The sequence below is a fragment of the Haloarcula sp. Atlit-7R genome, from assembly GCF_003666065.1.
GTDB classification, from domain to species: domain Archaea; phylum Halobacteriota; class Halobacteria; order Halobacteriales; family Haloarculaceae; genus Haloarcula; species Haloarcula taiwanensis.
Genome location: NZ_QXIK01000001.1, coordinates 23,333 through 40,490, shown reverse-complemented (window position 1 = coordinate 40,490; position 17,158 = coordinate 23,333). Strand labels below are relative to the sequence as shown.

At 63.0% G+C, this 17,158-nt stretch carries 22 protein-coding genes; 4 read left to right on the top strand and 18 right to left on the bottom strand.

The annotated features are described in order from the left end of the window. The first annotated feature begins 1 nt into the window (after position 1). Entirely contained in the window at positions 2-805 is an 804-nt protein-coding gene (locus D3D01_RS00195) for a metal ABC transporter ATP-binding protein (protein ID WP_101349765.1), read from the top strand. After that, on the top strand, positions 802-1,776 hold the full coding sequence (locus D3D01_RS00190; RefSeq protein WP_121510858.1) for a metal ABC transporter permease: 975 nt from the start codon (positions 802-804) through the stop codon (positions 1,774-1,776). The genes D3D01_RS00195 and D3D01_RS00190 overlap by 4 nt, the downstream gene beginning before the upstream one ends. Positions 1,777-1,851: 75 nt before the next feature. Here the strand turns inward: D3D01_RS00190 and D3D01_RS24445 are convergent, their stop codons facing one another. From D3D01_RS24445 to D3D01_RS00140, 12 genes are all read right to left on the bottom strand, one after another. Continuing rightward, positions 1,852-2,064 carry a hypothetical protein gene (locus D3D01_RS24445; protein WP_233563183.1) on the bottom strand — a complete coding sequence of 71 codons (213 nt, stop codon included), beginning with the start codon at positions 2,062-2,064 and terminating at the stop codon, positions 1,852-1,854. 248 nt (positions 2,065-2,312) lie between these two features. Beyond that, positions 2,313-3,020 carry a TMEM165/GDT1 family protein gene (locus D3D01_RS00180; RefSeq protein ID WP_101349768.1) on the bottom strand — a complete coding sequence of 236 codons (708 nt, stop codon included), beginning with the start codon at positions 3,018-3,020 and terminating at the stop codon, positions 2,313-2,315. Then, positions 3,017-3,709, bottom strand: a complete 693-nt coding sequence (locus tag D3D01_RS00175; protein WP_198560226.1) for a metal-dependent transcriptional regulator — start codon at positions 3,707-3,709, stop codon at positions 3,017-3,019. The genes D3D01_RS00180 and D3D01_RS00175 overlap by 4 nt, the downstream gene beginning before the upstream one ends. A gap of 71 nt (positions 3,710-3,780) precedes the next feature. Continuing rightward, on the bottom strand, positions 3,781-3,930 hold the full coding sequence (locus D3D01_RS23895; RefSeq protein ID WP_170083661.1) for a hypothetical protein: 150 nt from the start codon (positions 3,928-3,930) through the stop codon (positions 3,781-3,783). 126 nt (positions 3,931-4,056) lie between these two features. Beyond that, on the bottom strand, positions 4,057-4,305 hold the full coding sequence (locus D3D01_RS00170; RefSeq protein WP_004515677.1) for an MTH865 family protein: 249 nt from the start codon (positions 4,303-4,305) through the stop codon (positions 4,057-4,059). Positions 4,306-4,463: 158 nt separating this feature from the next. After that, positions 4,464-4,634, bottom strand: coding sequence for a hypothetical protein (locus D3D01_RS23890; protein WP_198560227.1), 171 nt, complete (start codon positions 4,632-4,634; stop codon positions 4,464-4,466). Positions 4,635-4,636: 2 nt separating this feature from the next. After that, positions 4,637-4,861, bottom strand: coding sequence for a zinc ribbon domain-containing protein (locus D3D01_RS00165; RefSeq protein WP_101349769.1), 225 nt, complete (start codon positions 4,859-4,861; stop codon positions 4,637-4,639). Between the two features lie 227 nt (positions 4,862-5,088). Further along, the gene (locus D3D01_RS00160) at positions 5,089-5,679 is read right to left on the bottom strand and encodes a DJ-1/PfpI family protein (RefSeq protein WP_121510856.1); all 591 of its coding nucleotides are present in this window, start codon (positions 5,677-5,679) and stop codon (positions 5,089-5,091) included. A gap of 66 nt (positions 5,680-5,745) precedes the next feature. After that, entirely contained in the window at positions 5,746-6,540 is a 795-nt protein-coding gene (locus tag D3D01_RS00155) for an HAD-IIA family hydrolase (protein WP_121510855.1), read from the bottom strand. A 36-nt stretch (positions 6,541-6,576) separates the two neighbouring features. Beyond that, entirely contained in the window at positions 6,577-7,962 is a 1,386-nt protein-coding gene (locus D3D01_RS00150) for a response regulator (protein ID WP_121510854.1), read from the bottom strand. A gap of 80 nt (positions 7,963-8,042) precedes the next feature. Continuing rightward, a complete protein-coding gene (locus D3D01_RS00145; protein ID WP_121510853.1) occupies positions 8,043-8,717 on the bottom strand; it encodes a DUF2071 domain-containing protein in 675 nt (224 codons plus the stop codon). A gap of 21 nt (positions 8,718-8,738) precedes the next feature. Then, positions 8,739-9,443, bottom strand: a complete 705-nt coding sequence (locus D3D01_RS00140; protein ID WP_121510852.1) for a YqjF family protein — start codon at positions 9,441-9,443, stop codon at positions 8,739-8,741. A 119-nt stretch (positions 9,444-9,562) separates the two neighbouring features. On the opposite strand from D3D01_RS00140, the gene D3D01_RS00135 reads away from it, so the two are divergent. Further along, a complete protein-coding gene (locus D3D01_RS00135; RefSeq protein ID WP_121510851.1) occupies positions 9,563-10,063 on the top strand; it encodes a macro domain-containing protein in 501 nt (166 codons plus the stop codon). 7 nt (positions 10,064-10,070) lie between these two features. Here D3D01_RS00135 and D3D01_RS00130 read toward each other — a convergent pair whose 3' ends face one another. From D3D01_RS00130 to D3D01_RS00110, 5 genes are read right to left on the bottom strand one after another with little or no spacing between them, the layout of a single operon-like run. Beyond that, on the bottom strand, positions 10,071-10,364 hold the full coding sequence (locus D3D01_RS00130; RefSeq protein ID WP_121510850.1) for a hypothetical protein: 294 nt from the start codon (positions 10,362-10,364) through the stop codon (positions 10,071-10,073). A gap of 57 nt (positions 10,365-10,421) precedes the next feature. Then, positions 10,422-11,399: an aldo/keto reductase gene (locus tag D3D01_RS00125; protein WP_121510849.1), complete on the bottom strand. Its 978-nt coding sequence runs from the start codon at positions 11,397-11,399 to the stop codon at positions 10,422-10,424. 43 nt (positions 11,400-11,442) lie between these two features. Next, on the bottom strand, positions 11,443-12,531 hold the full coding sequence (locus D3D01_RS00120) for an ABC transporter permease (RefSeq protein ID WP_101349778.1): 1,089 nt from the start codon (positions 12,529-12,531) through the stop codon (positions 11,443-11,445). Continuing rightward, complete coding sequence (locus D3D01_RS00115; protein ID WP_121510848.1) at positions 12,524-14,533, bottom strand: ABC transporter permease; 2,010 nt, start codon at positions 14,531-14,533, stop codon at positions 12,524-12,526. The genes D3D01_RS00120 and D3D01_RS00115 overlap by 8 nt, the downstream gene beginning before the upstream one ends. Then, the gene (locus D3D01_RS00110) at positions 14,534-15,436 is read right to left on the bottom strand and encodes an ABC transporter ATP-binding protein (RefSeq protein WP_121510847.1); all 903 of its coding nucleotides are present in this window, start codon (positions 15,434-15,436) and stop codon (positions 14,534-14,536) included. It lies immediately after the preceding gene. Positions 15,437-15,496: 60 nt separating this feature from the next. On the opposite strand from D3D01_RS00110, the gene D3D01_RS00105 reads away from it, so the two are divergent. Beyond that, a complete protein-coding gene (locus D3D01_RS00105) occupies positions 15,497-15,928 on the top strand; it encodes an SRPBCC family protein (RefSeq protein WP_121510846.1) in 432 nt (143 codons plus the stop codon). A gap of 19 nt (positions 15,929-15,947) precedes the next feature. On the opposite strand, the gene D3D01_RS00100 is transcribed toward D3D01_RS00105, so the two are convergent. Beyond that, positions 15,948-16,970: a HAMP domain-containing sensor histidine kinase gene (locus D3D01_RS00100; protein WP_121510845.1), complete on the bottom strand. Its 1,023-nt coding sequence runs from the start codon at positions 16,968-16,970 to the stop codon at positions 15,948-15,950. Positions 16,971-17,158 lie beyond the last annotated feature (188 nt).

Genomic DNA, 17,158 nt, shown 5'->3' with positions numbered 1-17,158 from the left:
GATGGCCATGCGCTCACACCACCGAGACGATACCGACGAAGCGACGACCGACTCGAACGAAAGCAGGTCATCAGTCGTCGAACTCACAGACGTGTCGTTCGGGTACACGTCCACGCCTGTCGTCGAAGACATCACTGTCAGCATCGACGCCGGAGAGTACGTCGCCGTTGTCGGCCCCAACGGGTCCGGCAAGTCGACGCTCATGCAGTTGCTGCTCGGCCTGCTGGAGCCAGATAGCGGGACTGCAAAGCTGTTCGGCGTCGACGCGACGGCGTTCGACGACGGAGCCAAGGTCGGCTACGTCGCACAGCGTGCCGGGGCGAGCCGGGAGATGCCCATCACAGTCCGCGAAGTGGTGAAGATGGGCCGGTTCCCACACGTCGGGTTCGGACGTCTTTCCGCAGCCGATTGGCGTATCGTCGACAGGGCCATCGACACGGTCGGGATGTCTGCCTTTGCCGACCGGCGAATCACCCAGCTTTCCGGCGGGCAGCGCCAACGTGCGTTCATCGCTCGGGCGCTCGCGGGTGAGGCTGACCTGCTCGTGCTGGACGAACCGACCGTCGGCGTGGACACCGAATCAGTCGACGCCTTCTACGGACTGCTCGAATCGCTCCACGCCGAGGGAATCACCGTCCTGCTTATCGAACACGACCTGCAGGCCGTCATCGAACACGCGGAGCGCGTCATCTGTCTGAACCGGGAGATCTACTTCGACGGGCCATCGGCGGAATTCACCGACAGTGCGGCGCTGGCCAGAGCGTTCGGGACGGGTGCACAGTCGTTGACCGGAGGCAACCGATGACGTTCGCGTTTGCGGCCGGCGGCGTCTACGAGGCGTTCGTCCCGATCCTCGACGTGTGGTACTGGCTTCTGGCACTGCTCTACCACCTGACCGGACTGGAGCTTATCAACCCCGAATACACGTTCATGTACCGGGCGATACTGGTCGGGCTGTGCGTCGGTGTTATCGCACCACTCATCGGAACTTTTCTTGTCCACCGCCAGCTCGCCCTCATCGGGGATGCACTCGCCCACACGGCTTTCGCCGGCGTTGCCGTCGGGCTGTTTCTCAACGCCGTCCTCGAACTGAGCGTGTCGCCGTATCTCACCGCTGTCGTCGTGGCCGTCATCGCGGCGCTGCTCATCGAACTCATCTCCGAGGCGACCGACGCCTACAACGACGTATCGATGGCGATTGTCCTCTCAACGGGGTTCGCACTTGGGACGGTTCTCATCAGCCTCAACGCTGGTGGGCTGGCCGTGGGTATCAATCAGTACCTCTTTGGTAACCTCTCGACGGTGTCTGCCGAGAACGCGGTCATCATGCTCGGGCTGTTCAGCGTCATCGTCGCAACGGTCGGGATCACCAGAAACCAGTTGCTGTACGTCACATTTGACGAAACCGCCGCCGCCGTCTCCGGACTGCCGGTCGCCTGGTACAACCGGATTATGGTGATGCTGACGGCGCTCGTCGTTGTCGGTGCGATGCAGATTATGGGCGTCATCCTCGTCGCGGCCATGCTGGTCGTCCCGGTTGCCGGCGCGACGCAGGTGTCCCGGAGCTTCTCGGAATCACTGCTGGTATCGATTGTGCTGGCCGAACTCGCCGTCCTGCTCGGCATCGGTATCTCGTACTACGTCGGTGCAACAGCCGGCGGCGTCATCGTACTCGTCGCAGTCGGGATCTACGTCCTCTCGGTTCTCGTCGGGAACGTCCGACAGAGGGGCGCGCCGGACGAAGCGCGGGAACTTGACAGCATCAGTCAGGACTGAACGCCGGTCTCGACTGGGGGCGGTGGGTGCAACTGAGAGCCACGTCTGGCGGCGACACGCTGGCCGACGGGCGAGTCACCGGAACGCATCACAGTCGCTGCTCGCGCTCTGCCAGTGGACGACGTCGTCCCCGGTGTACTCGACAATGATGTCGTAACAGTTGTCGTCGTCGAACGTCGTCTCCGCCGACACATCGGTCCCGGCGATGGCCGTCGCTATCGTTATTTTGCCCTGTCTGTCCGGCAGCGCATCGTCCAGTTCCACTGCACCGTCTGCCCCAGCCCTCACAGTGTGTGTCTCCTCGTACACCGTCTCGCGGTCGACCGTGACCGTGAATTCGAACTCATGTGTCGCTGAACCGGTGTTGGTTAGCCGTACGCCGGCAAGTCGAGCGCTCGCAGGACTGAGTGCTACACACCCCGAGAGGGCAGCGAGTGTTGCTGCTGCGAGGATACTCCGTCTGGAGGCATCACTCGGGGCTGGTCAACCGTTTAGCAAAAGTCTTCTGTCGGCTCAAGACAGCCAAACTGCTCGTCTCAGACACCCGCCTGCGCCGCGATGGTCGAGACCATCGTTTCCCACAGCGAGAACCCCATCGTCACGCTCAGGGCGAAGTCCGCGGCGAAAAACAGGAACAGCCCTGCGCCGAGGAAGTGCGCTTTCCGCAGGTCGAAACGGTGGGTGAACCGGTGGAAAAACAGCGCGTTGACGAGGCTCACTGGAATGATGGCGAGCATCTCCCCGGTCCAGATAGCGCTGGCGTGGGCGCTGTACTGAGCGGCAAGCGTGATGGTGATGAGTTGGGTCTTGTCCCCGAACTCGCCGAAGGCCATCATCGCGAAGATGGGCAGGAAGCCGCCGAGCTTGTTCGGCACTTGCCAGTCGACGACGGGAACGCGAACGTCTAGCTGTCCGCCGTCAGTGGTGAACCCGGACGCGGGTTCCTGCTGCTCTGTGTCGGCTGCCGGGGCACTGCGGACCAGCAGTATCGCGAACAGCAGGAACATCCCGGCGGTGAGGCTTTCGAGAACGATACCGGGTAGTACCGCCGTGATTGCGGAGCCGAACCAGATCTCCAGTGCCGTCCAGCCGGCGAAGGCGGTGCCCGCGGCGCTGACGACGAGGAACGGATTGAACCGCGTCGACAGGCCGGCGATGATGAACTGTACTTTCTCGCCGGGGAGGACCGCAAGCTGTGCACCGGCTGCTATCGCGACCACTGTCAGCCACGTCGCGTCGCTCACGCCTGACTCACTCCGTCCTCGCCCTGCGTATCCGGTGCGCGGACCTGAATCGCATCGGCGATGTGGTCCGGGAGCGACACTGACGACCCGCTCTCTAGCTGGACCGTCACCATCCCGATGGGCGCGACCTCCTCGACAGTCAACACGGTCCCCGGCGTGACGCCGGCGTCGGAGAGATACGTGAGTTCGTCGGGGTCGCGGTCCCGGACACGTGCGACTTCGAGTCGCCCACCTTCGCTGTGCTCTGACAGCGCCGTCGCGGACTCGTCGTCAAGGGGGTCGAGCGAATCGCTGGGAATCGGGTCCCCGTGGGGGTCAAACTCCGGTTCGTCGAGGACCGCCGCAACTCGGCGCTCGAACTCCTCGCTGATGTGGTGTTCGAGTACCTCCGCTTCCTCGTGGACTTCGGCCCAGTCGTACCCCAACTGCTCGGTGAGAAACGTCTCGAGCAGGCGGTGATGGCGGATGATCTCGAGGGCGACTGTCTCGCCTTCCGGGGTTGTCTGTACGCCCTTGTACTTCTCGCGTTCGATCAGCCCGCGGTCGGCCAGTTTTTCCACCATACTGGTGACGGTCGGTGCGGTCACGTCCAGCATCTCGGCGATAGTAGACGGAGCAATCGGCGGGTCGCCGTCCCGCTCGAGGCGATAGATGGCTTTCAGATAATCCTCCATCTTGGCACTCAGCATACACCGGATTAGACGAATCTAACGCAAAAAATTGACGGTTCCAACAACTTCGTGCGCCCGGCCGCCTGCTGTCACTCGTCGGCGGCGTATGTTTCTCGTCGGTTCCGGGTCAGGAGCCACAGAAACAGATAGCCGATGGCACCCAGAACGAACAGCGTTGCGGGGATGAGAAACGGTCCGAACGTCCGAACGAGCGTCTCGATCCCCGACAAACCGACCATACCCTAGGTAGGGACGTTGCCCTGATAAACCTCAAGGGTACGCGGAGACGGCGACCGGTGCCCTCTTCGGAACCCTGTGAGTTGTGGCGCAAAAGCGGTACCGCGGTCGGATTCAGTGTGGTCTGTTTAGATGAGGTCCTGATCTTCCAGCGAGGCCATGACGTCGTCGACGAAATCGTCGACACTCTCGTACGGGAACTCCCCGTTGAGCTTCGTGTTCAGTTCCATCGCTGTCATCGAGAAGTCACCGGACTCGAACTTCGTCGACGGGCCGCCCGGAAGTGCCGGAACGAGGTCCATCGGACTGGAAATCGGGTAGTCAGCTTCCTCGAACGCATCAACGAACTGTGATCTGAGGTCTTCTTTGTCAACCATGGTCGGACGTTGTGCGAGTGTTATGATAAAAGGTTCGACATCGGTACACTTTCCCATTGTTTTGAGTTTATTCGAACCTTGCGCCGTTCTGACAATCGTGGTGCTGTATCACTGTGTGAACAACTCGCCGCTGCGGTCGACGAGACGGCCCGGGCCACTCACCGGGTTCGACCCTCGTCGTTCGTATCGCGGCGGGCAAGCCGTTCGGCAGTCTCCCGGTCCGTCTCGACCCGCTGGTCGTGTTCGCTTCTGACCAGCGCGTACAGGGCCAGCGGTGCAACCAGTGCGAGTAACACGACCACGACGAACAGTCCGCTTACGGCGGCCATCGTCACCCGAGGAAGATGTCTGCCAGGTCACTGCCAGCGGACCCGGTGTCACGGTATAGTTCAGAGTAGCCGCAGTTCGTACACGTGACGACCTGGAACTGGTTCGTCTGGATGTCGAACATCTTCGAGAGACCGCCGCCGGTGGTTGAGATGCTACCCACGTCAGTCCCAGTGTGGCCGCACTTCGGACAGCCGCGGTCGTCGTTTCGGGAGGTGTCGGAGGGCATTACACACGACTGTTCTCTCCCCAGCATAACAAATCTGGTGGCACTGTGACACGCACTCGGTCCCTTCTTGGCGGTGGCAGTTCGTTACTGGAATCTGTTATATTTTGTAATTGTGGAAAACGAGGCGGGCGAACGTAATGGTGCACTATGCCAGTACCCACCCGCCTCAACGGAGGGAAACGGCCAGATTATTTGTTTGTTATGAATCCATCTAATCTTGTGCTCTCTCAGTCGTCGGCGGGGATGGGCTCGCCGTGGGATACGTCGTCCCCGAGCAGGGCCATGAACTGCGCGAGCCACTCGGGGTGGTCGGGCCAGGCCTGCCCGGTGACGAGGTTGCCGTCGGTGACCACTTCGTCGACCCACGAACAGCCGGCGGCCTCACACTCTGCGCGACAGGCCGGGTACGATGTCATCTCGTAGCCGTCCAGTACGTCGGCGGCGGCGAGAATCTGTGGACCGTGACACAGCGCCGCGACTGGTTTGTCTTCCTCGAAGAAGTGCCGTACAGCGTCAAGCACCTCGTCATACGTCCGGAGATACTCGGGGGCACGCCCACCGGGGACGACGAGCGCGTCGTAGTCGCTGGGATTCACGTCGGCCATCGTCGCGTTGAGGACGAAATCGTGGCCGCGGGACTCCATGTAAGTCTGGTCGCCGCGGAAGTCGTGTATCGCTGTTTTGATCGTCTCTTCGGCCGCTTTGTCGGGACACACTGCGTCGACCTCGTGGCCGACCATCTGTAGCGCCTGGAACGGCACCATTATCTCGTAGTCTTCGCCGAAATCACCGACGATCATGAGGATGTCTTTGCCCATTGGAAACACCACTGAAAGCTACTGCCGCAGTCAAAATAAAGCCGCAGGTGAATTACCAGAACGGTGTCATGCGTCGAGCGCCACCAGCACGTCCTCAATCTCCGCCAGCGAGTCGATGACATAGTCAGGTGTCACAGCACTCCGTTCCAGCGACCGCTCGTTGGACACGCCGGTCCGGACAAGAACGGTCGTCATTCCGTTCCGTTCGCCCATTGCGATGTCCGTCTCCAGCCGGTCGCCAACGACCAGACAGTCCGCTGGCCCACAGTCCAACCGCTCCAGGGCCGCTTGGACGGCAATCTCCGAAGGCTTCCCGAGTATCCGGTCCGGGTCCCGTTCGATGACGCCAGCGACGGCGTTGATTATCGCTCCGGAGCCCGGAACCGGGTCGCCGTCTTCGCCAGGGAACGTCCGGTCCGGGTCGGTTCCGAGGAAGACGGTGTCGTCGTCGACGGCCCGGAGCGCGTCGACCATGTCGTGGTAGTGGAAGCCGTCCGTCCAAGAGGCCAGTAACACGTCTGTCTCGGCTGGGTCTTCGGCCAGCCGTGCCTCTGTCCCCGTGACCATGCTGCGGAGCGGCTCACTCCCGATGACGAACACGTCGTCACCCGCATGAGATCCGTTGAGGTACTCGCGGGTGACGACGCCGGAGGAACAGGCCTCGCCCTCGCGGGCGTCGACACCCAATCCCTGCAACCGCTCGACATACTCGCTCCCGTCGTGGATGGGGTTGTTCGAGAAGAAGCAGATTCCCAGACCACGCTGCCTGAACGTATCGATTGCCGACGCCGCGCCCGGCAACAGCGTGTTTCCGTGGTACACCGTTCCATCGAGGTCGATGATAACCCCCGCAACTGTCATTACCACTGCTCGGGTCCCAGCAGTGAAAAGTCCGTCTCAGTTGTGCAGTTCGACGCCTGCCACTTCAAAACGCGCCCCGCCGCTGTCACTCTCGGTCAGAGACACTTCCCAGCCGTGGGCTTCAGCGACTTGTTCGACGATAGCCAGGCCGAATCCGGTTCCGTCCTCCGTCGAGGAGTAGCCCATCTCGAACACGTCCTCAGCGTCGCCCTCGACACCTTCGCCGTTGTCTGCGATGTAGAAGCCGTCGTCGGACCCCAGTAGTCCGACTTCGATTTCCACGTCGCCGTCGTTGTGTTCGATGGCGTTCCGGAACAGATTCGCCAGCATGTCCTGGACACGCCCGCTATCGGCGTTGAGCTCCGTGCTCGACTCGACCGACATGGAGGCCTGCTCAGCCTCGATCCATGTCCACGCGGTCGACGCCAGCGTCGACAGCTCTGTCTCCTGTGGGTCACTGACCGTCTGGCCTTGCCGCGCCAGCGTGAGCACGTCCTCGATAATACAGCCCATCCGGTCCAGTGACCGGTCGATCTTGGCGACCAGTTCGGCTTCCTCGCTATCGGCGGGCTCCTCAAGCAGATCGACCGCGCCCTGAGCGACGTTCAGCGGGTTCCGCAGGTCGTGGCTGACGACGCTGGCGAACTCTTCGAGTCGCTCGTTCTGGCGTTCCAGTTCGCGCTGGCGTTCGACGCGTTCCGTGATATCGCGTGACACCAGCTGGAAGGTATCCGCCTTGCGGTGGCTGTCGACAGGGATGTACTGGTTGTGGTAGTGTCGTCCCCCAACGGCGTCCTCGGAGCGAGTCGCAGTCCCGTTTTTGACTGCGCTTTTCCCGGCTTCGAGACGCTGATTGGCCGCTTCGCTGTCCATCACATCGCTCAGTTGTTGTCCGACGAGCGTGTCGGGGTCGCTACCCAGTCTGCGTGCCATCGAGGGGTTCGCTGAGAGGATGGTCCCGTCAGTCGTCAGGTGGACGATACCGTCCGGCGAGTCCGACACAAGCGATTCGAACTTCTTGCGGGTCCGCTCTTGGGAAACAACGTTCTCGATTCGGTTCGCTAGCCGACCGTACTGCTTGTCTTCGACGACTTCCAGTTTCAGCAGGTAGTCGGCGACGCCCGCCGCAATAGCCGCGCTCGCCGTCTCTTCGTCCCCGCGCCCGGTCAGCAAAATGAACGGGATAGACGGGTTCGTTTCTCTGATTGCCTCGAGCAGTTCCAGCCCGTCCATCTCGGGCATTTCGTAGTCACTGACGACGCAGTCAAACCCGCCCCCGTCAAGTCGTTCCAGCGCTTCCATGGCGCTGTTTGCAGCAACGGACTCGATGTCGTGTTGTTGCGTGAGCGTATCGGCGGTCATCTCCGCGAAAAAATCGCTATCGTCAACAACAAGCGTTCGTATATTAGTTTCAGCTGTCATATAGGCGGCAGGGTCCTTGTTCCCCCAACGGTCTGTCCGTACTTATATTTCAAGGGAGCCAGGTTGCCCGCTGGTCACGGCTATCGCGGTACCGGTGGGGCGACCGAAACCCGAAGCGCAGGGCTGTGGTGGACCAACGGGTCCGAGTTAGGGGCCGACATATCAACTATTGAGAGTACAGATCCGGTCACAGTGGCGTCAACGCGGTCGAGTCGCCACGGGTCGTGACCGAGGCTGCCGACGAGGTGCGTCCCGAAGCGCCCGGTCGTGAAATATCGCTGCCGGTCGACGAGGAAAGAGGCCAGTGAGTCCGGTGGAATCGCCACTGGCTCACCGCCGGCCGTGTACCGACACTCGAACAGTCGTCGCTCCCCGGCGTCAAGGACCCGGCGACGGTCAGCCGTTGAGAGCGTCCGTGGGACGGCATCACCAACCGTAATGCGAAATAGTTCCGAAACCGCCGTCGCTGTCCGCCTGTCGTCACCGAACAGCCCGAGCACACAGACCCCGCGCTGGCCGGTCGGCCCGCGGACGTAGGTTCGAACCGTGAGCAACTCAGACGGCCCAGCAACCTCGATACCAAACGTCTCGACGCGGTCGACGGTCGCTACAACGGCCGACACCCAGGCGTCACCGTCGGCCGTCTCGACGGTGAGCCAGTCGGGGACCGCCGATCGTACCGCGGCCTCGGAGACCGGCCAGTGACAGAAGCAGACGTCATCAAGCGTGACCTGCAGCGGACGGAGGGCGACCACATACTCACTGGGGCCGACACGCTAATCAGTGTACTGGGCACCCCCGTCGAGCCGGTGAAGCCGACCCGCAGTCACTGGAATCTCGGCGCAGTAGTGGACGAGCGGGTCGCCATCGGGGTTCTCAAAGCCCGACGCGGCGAACAGGCCGTTCATCCGAATATCTGCGTGTCCTCTCTGCAGTGGCCACGGCTCGTGGTCGATGTCGGCGTAATACACCGTCCCGTCGTCACTCGCGGCATAAAAGCGGTACCGCTCTACTAGGAACGACTCCACCGAGCCCGGTTCGGGCGGCGACGGCGGTTCGGTCGGCTCGTATGTGGCGTGGAAATCCGCCGGTGGCGCGCGCGAACTGGTCCGGCGACTCCGGAACTCGACGCTGTCGCCGTCAGTCCGGACCTGCATCGACGCCTGGTAGTAGGACAGCTGGAACAGCTGCCGTGCCAGCGTGACGCTGAGGCGGTCGTCAGCGTCGAGGTTGTAGAAGTACACCCCCGGCGTCCCGTCGGCGACTACGTAGGTCCGGAGATTTAGCTCGCCGAAGGACCGCCCAATCGGACTGCCTCGTGGTCTGATGTCCGCCATCTGGAACGGGACCACGCTGAGCCACGCCTGCCCGTCGTACGTGTCGACGTCGAGCTGATCCGGCAGTGTCGTCTGGATACTGTCGGGCTCGATCGGCCAGTGCATGAACCCCACGTCTCGCCACGTCATCGTCAACAGGTCCATACCTGTTTGTAGGGACCAGAGGGGTTTTTGCCTGCTGTGGGGTTCGGTGACAGGCACCAATAAAACCGCTCGGTCGCGCTGGCGCTAAAACTTTGTCAGTGCCGCTCCCAGCGTCGCGTATGGAGTTCGAGGTAATCCAGGGCGACATCGCTACACAGTCGGCGGACGCACTGGTCAACGCGGCGAACACGAGCCTCCGGATGGGCTCCGGCGTCGCCGGGGCGCTCAAGCGCGCCGCCGGGTCGGGCCTGAACGATGAAGCCGTCGCGAAAGGCCCGGTCGACCTCGGCGGTGTCGCCACGACCGACGCCTACGACCTCGACGCCGAGTACGTCATCCACGCCGCTGCGATGCCACCGGGCGGCCAGTCGACCGCTGAGAGCATCCGCACAGCGACCCGAAACGCACTGGCAGAAGCTGACGCGCTGGACTGCGAATCAGTCGTCCTCCCGGCCATCGGCTGTGGCATCGCCGGGTTCGACTTTGAGGCGGGTATCAGAGTTATCTGTACTGTTATCGACGAGTACCAGCCCGACTCTCTGACAGACGTGCGACTCATCGCTTACTCCGACGACGACTTCGCGGCAATGCAACGGGTCGCGGCCGACGTTCGCAGCTGACTGCCCGCTACAGCAGGTGTATCCGGCCGGCACGCCACTCCCAGGCGAGTTCCAGTGCGATCCAGCAGACGAGCCATATCGCAGCGAAACTAAACACCAGCCACGTCGAGCCGAGATACGTCGTGGTCCCGGTGACGGACTGGAGCCACGGATACGCTTGCACACCGACGATGAGCGTCGCGGCAAGTCCCAGTATCCCGGTCACGTAGTGCTCAATTGCGTTCCGTACCGGACACACGCAGGCGTCACCGCTCGTCGGCTCCTCGAACGCCTCGTTGCTCGGCCCCCGAGCATTGGTCATTGTTACCTTTCCTTAGTATCAAGCTTCATCATACAGCGCAATAACCGTTTCGGCGGCTTACTCGTGGCCCGACACCCGAACTGGCTCGTATGGCTCTTCCAGCCACTCTACGTCGCTCGCCGTGAGGTCGATCTCCAGCGCCGCGACCGCTTCTTCGAGGTGTTCGAGACTGCTCGTCCCGATAATCGGTGCGTCGACCCACTCCTTGTCGAGCACCCAGGCAAGCGCAATCTGTGCCATCGAGGCGTCGTACTCGTCGGCCAGTTCCTGCACGCGCTCGTTGATTTCGCGGCCGTTGCCCTCGAAGTAGGGGTGTTCACGAGCGTAGTCGTCTGTCTCGCCCCGGACCGTCTCCTCGACCCGCTCGTGCGGGCGGGTAAGATAGCCCCGGGCGAGCGGACTCCACGGGATAACGCCGACGGCCTCCTTCTCACACAGCGGGAGCATCTCGCGCCCCTCCTCGCGGTACAGCAGATTGTAGTGGTTCTGCATCGTCTCGAACCGCTCCAGTCCTTCGCGCTCGCTCGTCCGGAGCGCATCCACGAACTGGTGGGTCCACATCGACGACGCGCCGACGTGCCGTGCCTGTCCCCGTCGGACCGCGTCGTCCAGCGCCCGGAGCGTCTGTTCGATAGGTGTGTCGTAATCCCAGCGGTGGGTCTGGTAGAGGTCAACGGTGTCCATCCCGAGCCGGGACAGCGAGTTCGCCAGTTCCTGCTCGATGGCCTTCCGCGAGAGCCCCCCGGAGTTTGGGTTGTCCTCGTCCATCTGGAAGTATCCTTTCGTCGCCACGACCTGTCCGTCGCGGTCGTAGTCGTCGAGGACGGTTCCGAGAACACGCTCGGACTCGCCCATCGAATACATATTGGCCGTATCGAAGAAGTTGATGCCGAGGTCGATGGCCCGCTCGATGACCTCGCGGCTTTCCGCTTCGTCGAGCACCCAGTCGCGCCACTCCGAGGTTCCGAAGCTCATACAGCCCAGACAGAGCCGGCTGACTTCCATGCCAGTCGACCCGAGTGTCGTGTACTCCATGCTCAGGTTCGCGTCCGCGCTGGCGAAAAAGGTTCGCCGCTGGTTACAGTGATTCCGCCGCGACCCGCCCGATGTATAGTCTGGCTACGACGTAGCCAGCGACCGCCAGCAGGACCGCCCCACCGACGTGGCCGTAGGTCAGTAGGGTCGGGCTATCCACTGCAAGCTTCGCCACCGTCGTCGCCGGGTGTTCCGGGAGGACGACGGCCCCACCGAAGAGGACGAGGGTGAGCACGGAGAACAGCAACTGCGCCGGGCGACGGTTCTGGAGCGTGACGCCCAGCACGACGCCGAGCGTCACGACGACGACGGTGACGGCGGTGATAAACAGCAGAATCGCGGCCGGGTTCGAGACGGCGATACCGTTCGTCGACAGCAGGGCGAGCCACAGGAGCGCCTGTGCAGGGGCAAGCAACACCATTCCGAGGGCTTTCCCGTCGATGATGTCGAGCAGCGACACCGGGGCCACGCGGAGTAGTTCCATCGTCCCGCGTTCGAGTTCCTCGGTGACGGTGTCGACGGCCACCGAACCGCTGATGAACGGCGGCAGGAACAGGAGCAGTGGAATCAGGATGGTGTAGGTGAACCCGAAGTACTGGCTCGCACTGACGGTCTCAGGCAGTGGTACGGGGGGCGAGTCGAGATACGGCGTCCGCTCCAGCCGCTCCTGACGCTCCAGCGCGCTGAGGACCCGGCGCACTTCGACGACGATGAGCGTCGATCGAATGCTCCCCTCCGGCACGATAGCAGTGACCGCTATCTGCTCTCCTGGCCCGCGCGCTGACGGCACGTAGTCGCCGCGCAGTATCGCGTCAACCTGGCGCTGGTCGAACGCCCGCTGTGCCGCGCTCTCGTTCTCGAAGGCGGTAACGCTGGTTCCGTCCTGTTCGGCGGCCGCGGCCACCAGTTCCTCCCGGGCGTCGCCGGTGACGGCCATCTCCACCTCGCCGGCTGCGACCGAGCTCGGGTCGTACAGCGACGTGAGGCCGACGACGAGGAACGAGGAGAACCCCGCGACGAACAGCTGAATGAGCAACGCCAGCACGATGGTCTTCTCGCGGGACAGCGACCGAATGTCACGCCGCGCGATGACGATTCGCGGGTCGCGCCAGACCGGACGGTCTTCAGACAAGGGTACTCACCACCGCGAAGTTGTAGGCGAAGTGGACGACGATGGCCACAGTCAGGGCAGTCACGTAGGCGCGCCGCCCGCGGCTCGCGCCAACCGACGAGATGGCCGCCGTCACTGTGTGCAGTGCCAGCGGGAGCAGGAACAGCAGGCCCGCGACCCACAGCGGCAGGCCGGCAGGCAGCGTTGCGCCCTGCAGCGCGGCTTCGCCGATGGGGAGGCTCTCTAAGTCTGACAGCCGTGCGATAAGCAGCCCTTTCTCCCCGATAAAAAAGCCGAGTCCGGAGAGCGCACCGACGCCGAGCGCCGACCGGAGCGTCCGCTCGTAGCGGGCGTGCTCGTAGCCGGCGTAGACGTGCAGACTCTTGGCCACCTCCTCGATAACGACGATGACACCGAGCACGAGCACGATGCCCAGCGACTGGTTCGTCCCGAAGACGTTCAGCGACACCGAATCGAGGACAAACAGGAACGCGATGGCAGCCAGCTCGGCGACGATGACCAGCGGCAACAGAACGACGCTCATCTTCAGCGCGCTCCGGCGACCAGTGATACCGCCGGCCAGCGCGTCGAGCACCTTCAGCGGAATCGGCCGCTGGGTGAACATGTCCTCTTCTCGATAGAGACCGGCCCCCAGACCGAACAGCACCAGTCCGGTCAGCAGCGGCGGTGCCGTCGAGAAGACGAACGACGAGAGCCCGATCGGCTGGCCGGTGAGGTCCATCACGACGAGCGTCAGCGGCGAAATGAGCGCAATCGGCGTCACGTCGGTGAAGATGGCCGGCACGAACGCGTAGGAGGTCAGCGTCACCGTGATTGTCACCGTCACGAAGGTGAGTTCCTTGAACGAGCGGGCGAACATCGCCCCGCAGAACGTCGCCGAGAGGAAGAGGACGACGAGTGGGACCACCGCCAGCACCGCGACGTAACTCCCCGCCGGCGCGATGTTCCCGAACCGGAGCGCCGCGGTGATGAGCGCCGCCACGCCGACAGCGCCCGCGAGGTACGGGAGCGTCTTGCCGCCGATGATGTCGCCCCGCGAGGCTGGCGTCACCAGCAGGAGTTCACCGCGGCGGTTCAACCGTTCCGAGAGCATCGACGAGCCGTAGGCCTGAATAACGAAGTTCATCGGCACGATGTAGAGGAAGGCAAGCACGAGCGACTCGAAGGGGAACGGTGGCGAGATATCAGAGGGGGTGCCGCCCTGGACATCGCCGGTCAACCGCGCGCCGATAGCGCCGAGGTTCGCGCCGCTGCCACCGGCGGTTCCGCCGTTACCGCTCGCGACCGAGCCGCTGTTGCTCACATTGCTGTCGACAGTCTCTTGGCTGCTACCGCTACTATCGCTGTCATCGCCCGTTGCCGAGCTATCGCTATTGCTTCCGTCGCTATCATCGCTGCTGTCGTCGCCCGCTCCAGTACTGCCACTGGTGTCCGAATCGCTCCCGATCGAAGTACTCGTCTCTTCCCCATCGGAGACGCTGGTGTCGTCTTCCGAGGAGCCAGACCCGTCACCGCTGTCGCCGCTCCGGGGGTCGAGCTGGCTGCTCCCCGACTGCTGCTCGTAGATGAGCGTCACAGAAACGGGAAACGCGGCGGTCTGGTTGTCGTCCCGAGCGAGCGTCCGGTCGTTGTACTGCGCCGTGCTGTCGCGGAGTTCGGTAAGCGCAGCCCGCTCTTTGGCCGTCTGTGGCGCGTTCTGAAGCCGTATCCCCCGATACAGGAGTTCCTGCTGGCGTCGCTCAATGGCAGCAGGGTCCGGCTCGCGGATATCGAAGGTCGAGTCATTAGCTGCCACGTCGTAGTACGGGCTGCTCTCGTCGACGCCAATCCGGTAGATGCCGTCGTCCATGCCCGCGCCGGTACCACCGCTGACGGCTATCGCGGCGACCGCGCCCATCGCAACGAGGGACAGCGCCATCACGACGATGGTCCGCTTGTCGACACCGCCGGCGTTTTTTGTCACCTCCCACTTCGCGACGCGCAGGAGCTTGTCGGGTTGCATCTACTCCGCGTCCTCCCCGACGTATCGCGTGCCGCGGGTCCCGGCCTCGGCGACGTTGAGGAACACCTCCTCAAGGCTGGACTCCTCCGTTCGTATGTCGACTACTTCTCCACCGTTTTCCTCCGCCTGTTCGCGCGTCGCTTCGACGGCGTCCATGCTCTCGACGACCCGCTTGTACGAGCCGTTTTCCTGCACCGCGTCGGGCACGTCGACGGTCGTATAGACGTGATACCGCGTGTGACCGTACTCGGTCTGGAGTTCGTCGAGGTCGCCGCGGGCGACGATTTCGCCCTCGTTCATGATGACGACCCGGTCACAGATAGATTCGACGTGAAAGAGATTGTGTGCCGAGAAGACGATGGTTTTGCCCTCCTTCGCCAACTGCTCGGTGAACTCGATGACGTAGTTTGTCGTCAGCGGGTCCAGCCCCGACGCCGGCTCGTCGTAGATGAGCACGTCTGGGTCGTTGATGAGCGACCGGGCGATGGCAACCTTCCGTTTCATCCCCTTGGACATGTCGCCGAGCTTCCGGTCGCGGTGTTCGAGTTCGAGTTCGTCCAGCGTGTCGTGCATCCGCTCCTCAGCCACGTCCGGGTCAACGTCGTAGAGATCGGCGAAGAATTTCAGGTAGGAGATCGGCGTCATCTCCTCGTACAGCGGCGATTCTTCGGGCAGAAAGCCCAGTTGCTGGCGCATCTCCGCGGTTTCAGTGTCGAGCCCCGCTACCTCGGCGGAGCCGCTCGTCGGCTCCAGCAGGCCCGCGAGCATCTTCAGCGTCGTCGTCTTGCCGGCCCCGTTCGGCCCGATGATACCGAACACCTCGCCGCGGTCGACCGAAAACGAACTGCCCTGTACAGCGACGAAACCGCCGTACTCCTTCCGAATATCCCGGGCGTCAATCATCTGCCGGTTCGTTGTGAGTGAACTAACCTATACCTTGGCTCCGGCCTATTGCTTCTGATAATGGCACTCGAACTCGGCGCGAGTAGCGTCTCACTCGAACGAACACCGGACGGCCGACGCCTGCTCGTCCGACATGATGTCGATGCGTCGGTCGACACCGTGTGGGATGTTCTGACCGACACCGACTGCTGGGCAGACTGGGGGCCGTCTGTCACAGCCGTTGAGACAGCGGACCGGTACATCACCGCGGGGACGACCGGTCGCGTTCGCGTCGCCGACGCGGTGTGGCTCCCGTTCGAGGTGACGGCGTGCGCGCCGTATCGCTGGACGTGGACCATCGCACGGCTCCCCGCGACCGGCCACTTCGCCGAGGAACGGACCACCGGCTCCGTCGTTGGGTTCGAGATTCCGCCGCTGGCGACTGGCTACGCCCCGGTGTGTGCCCGAGCGTGCCAACGGATCGCCGCTCTGGGAAAGCAACGCGAGGCGTAGGTAACGCCGGGCCGACCCGTCAGGGCTGTACTGGCGTCTTCGAGCGCGTGCGAGTGTCTTCCTCTGGGTCGTCCGTCCTCGCGATGCCCGTTATCTCGAAGCGCGTCCCACCCTCGTCGCTTTCGGTCACGTCGATTTCCCAGCCGTGGGCTTCGACGATGCGCTGGACGATTGCCAGCCCCAGCCCGCCTTCACCGTCGGTGGCAGTATAGCCGTCGTCAAGCACCGCATCACGCTTTTCCGGCGGAATTCCGGAACCGTCGTCGGCGACATAAAACCCCCCAGACAGCTCGTCGACACGAATCGTCAGGTCAGCACTGCCACGTTCGAGGGCGTCGTCGGAATTCACACTGCCCGTGGAGCCATGCTCCACGGCGTTCCGAAACAGGTTCTCGAACAGGTGACGGAGCCGATCCGGGTCGGCGTCGATGACGGCTGTTACTTCATTTGCTAGTGTCGCATCCGCCGTCGGCACTGCCTCCCAGCAGCTCTCGACCAGTTCTTCGAGGTCAACGGGCTCCGGTTCGCTGATGACGTGTCCGCTTCGGGCCAGTGTCAGCGTCCGGTCGATGAGCGTTTCCATCCGGTCCAGCGCTGTCGCAGCCGTTTCCAGGTGTTCCGAGTCGCGGTCCATTCGTTCGAGTTCGAGCTGACCGGACGCGACGCTGAGCGGGTTTCGGAGGTCGTGTGCAACAACGGCCGCGAACTCGTCGAGGCGTTCGTTGCGCTGCTCGACGGCCCGCCGCTGGAACCGCTGTCGTTCGGCCTCGACGGTTCGCGAAATCGCTCGCGCTTCAAAGATGCCCGCGACCAGACCACCGGAGCCGCCGACACCAATCGCAAACAGCGCCCATCCGATAGTCCACCGGAGCGACTCGGCGGGCCAGGTCCACATCATCACCAGGTTCAGTAACAGGAAGCCACTGAGCCCGCCGGTGAACCAGATTCCGACCCGCTGGTACCGTGACGAAGTCAATGCTGAGTTTTCTAGCCAGAACCCACCGACGATAATCACCGCGGCAAACGGCACGACTGCCAGCATACTGACGACGAAATCGGCCGTGAGGACAGCCGGAATTCCAGAATCAGAAAAATAAAAGTAATTGCCGATAACCCCGAGCAGAAGAGTCCATCCAACCCCCTGAATATGGGCTGGCAGGCGATCCGGGTCTGTCACTTCTGCATCAGTTTGTTAGGTGAGCATTTACTGCTACTGGCCAACGGAACAGG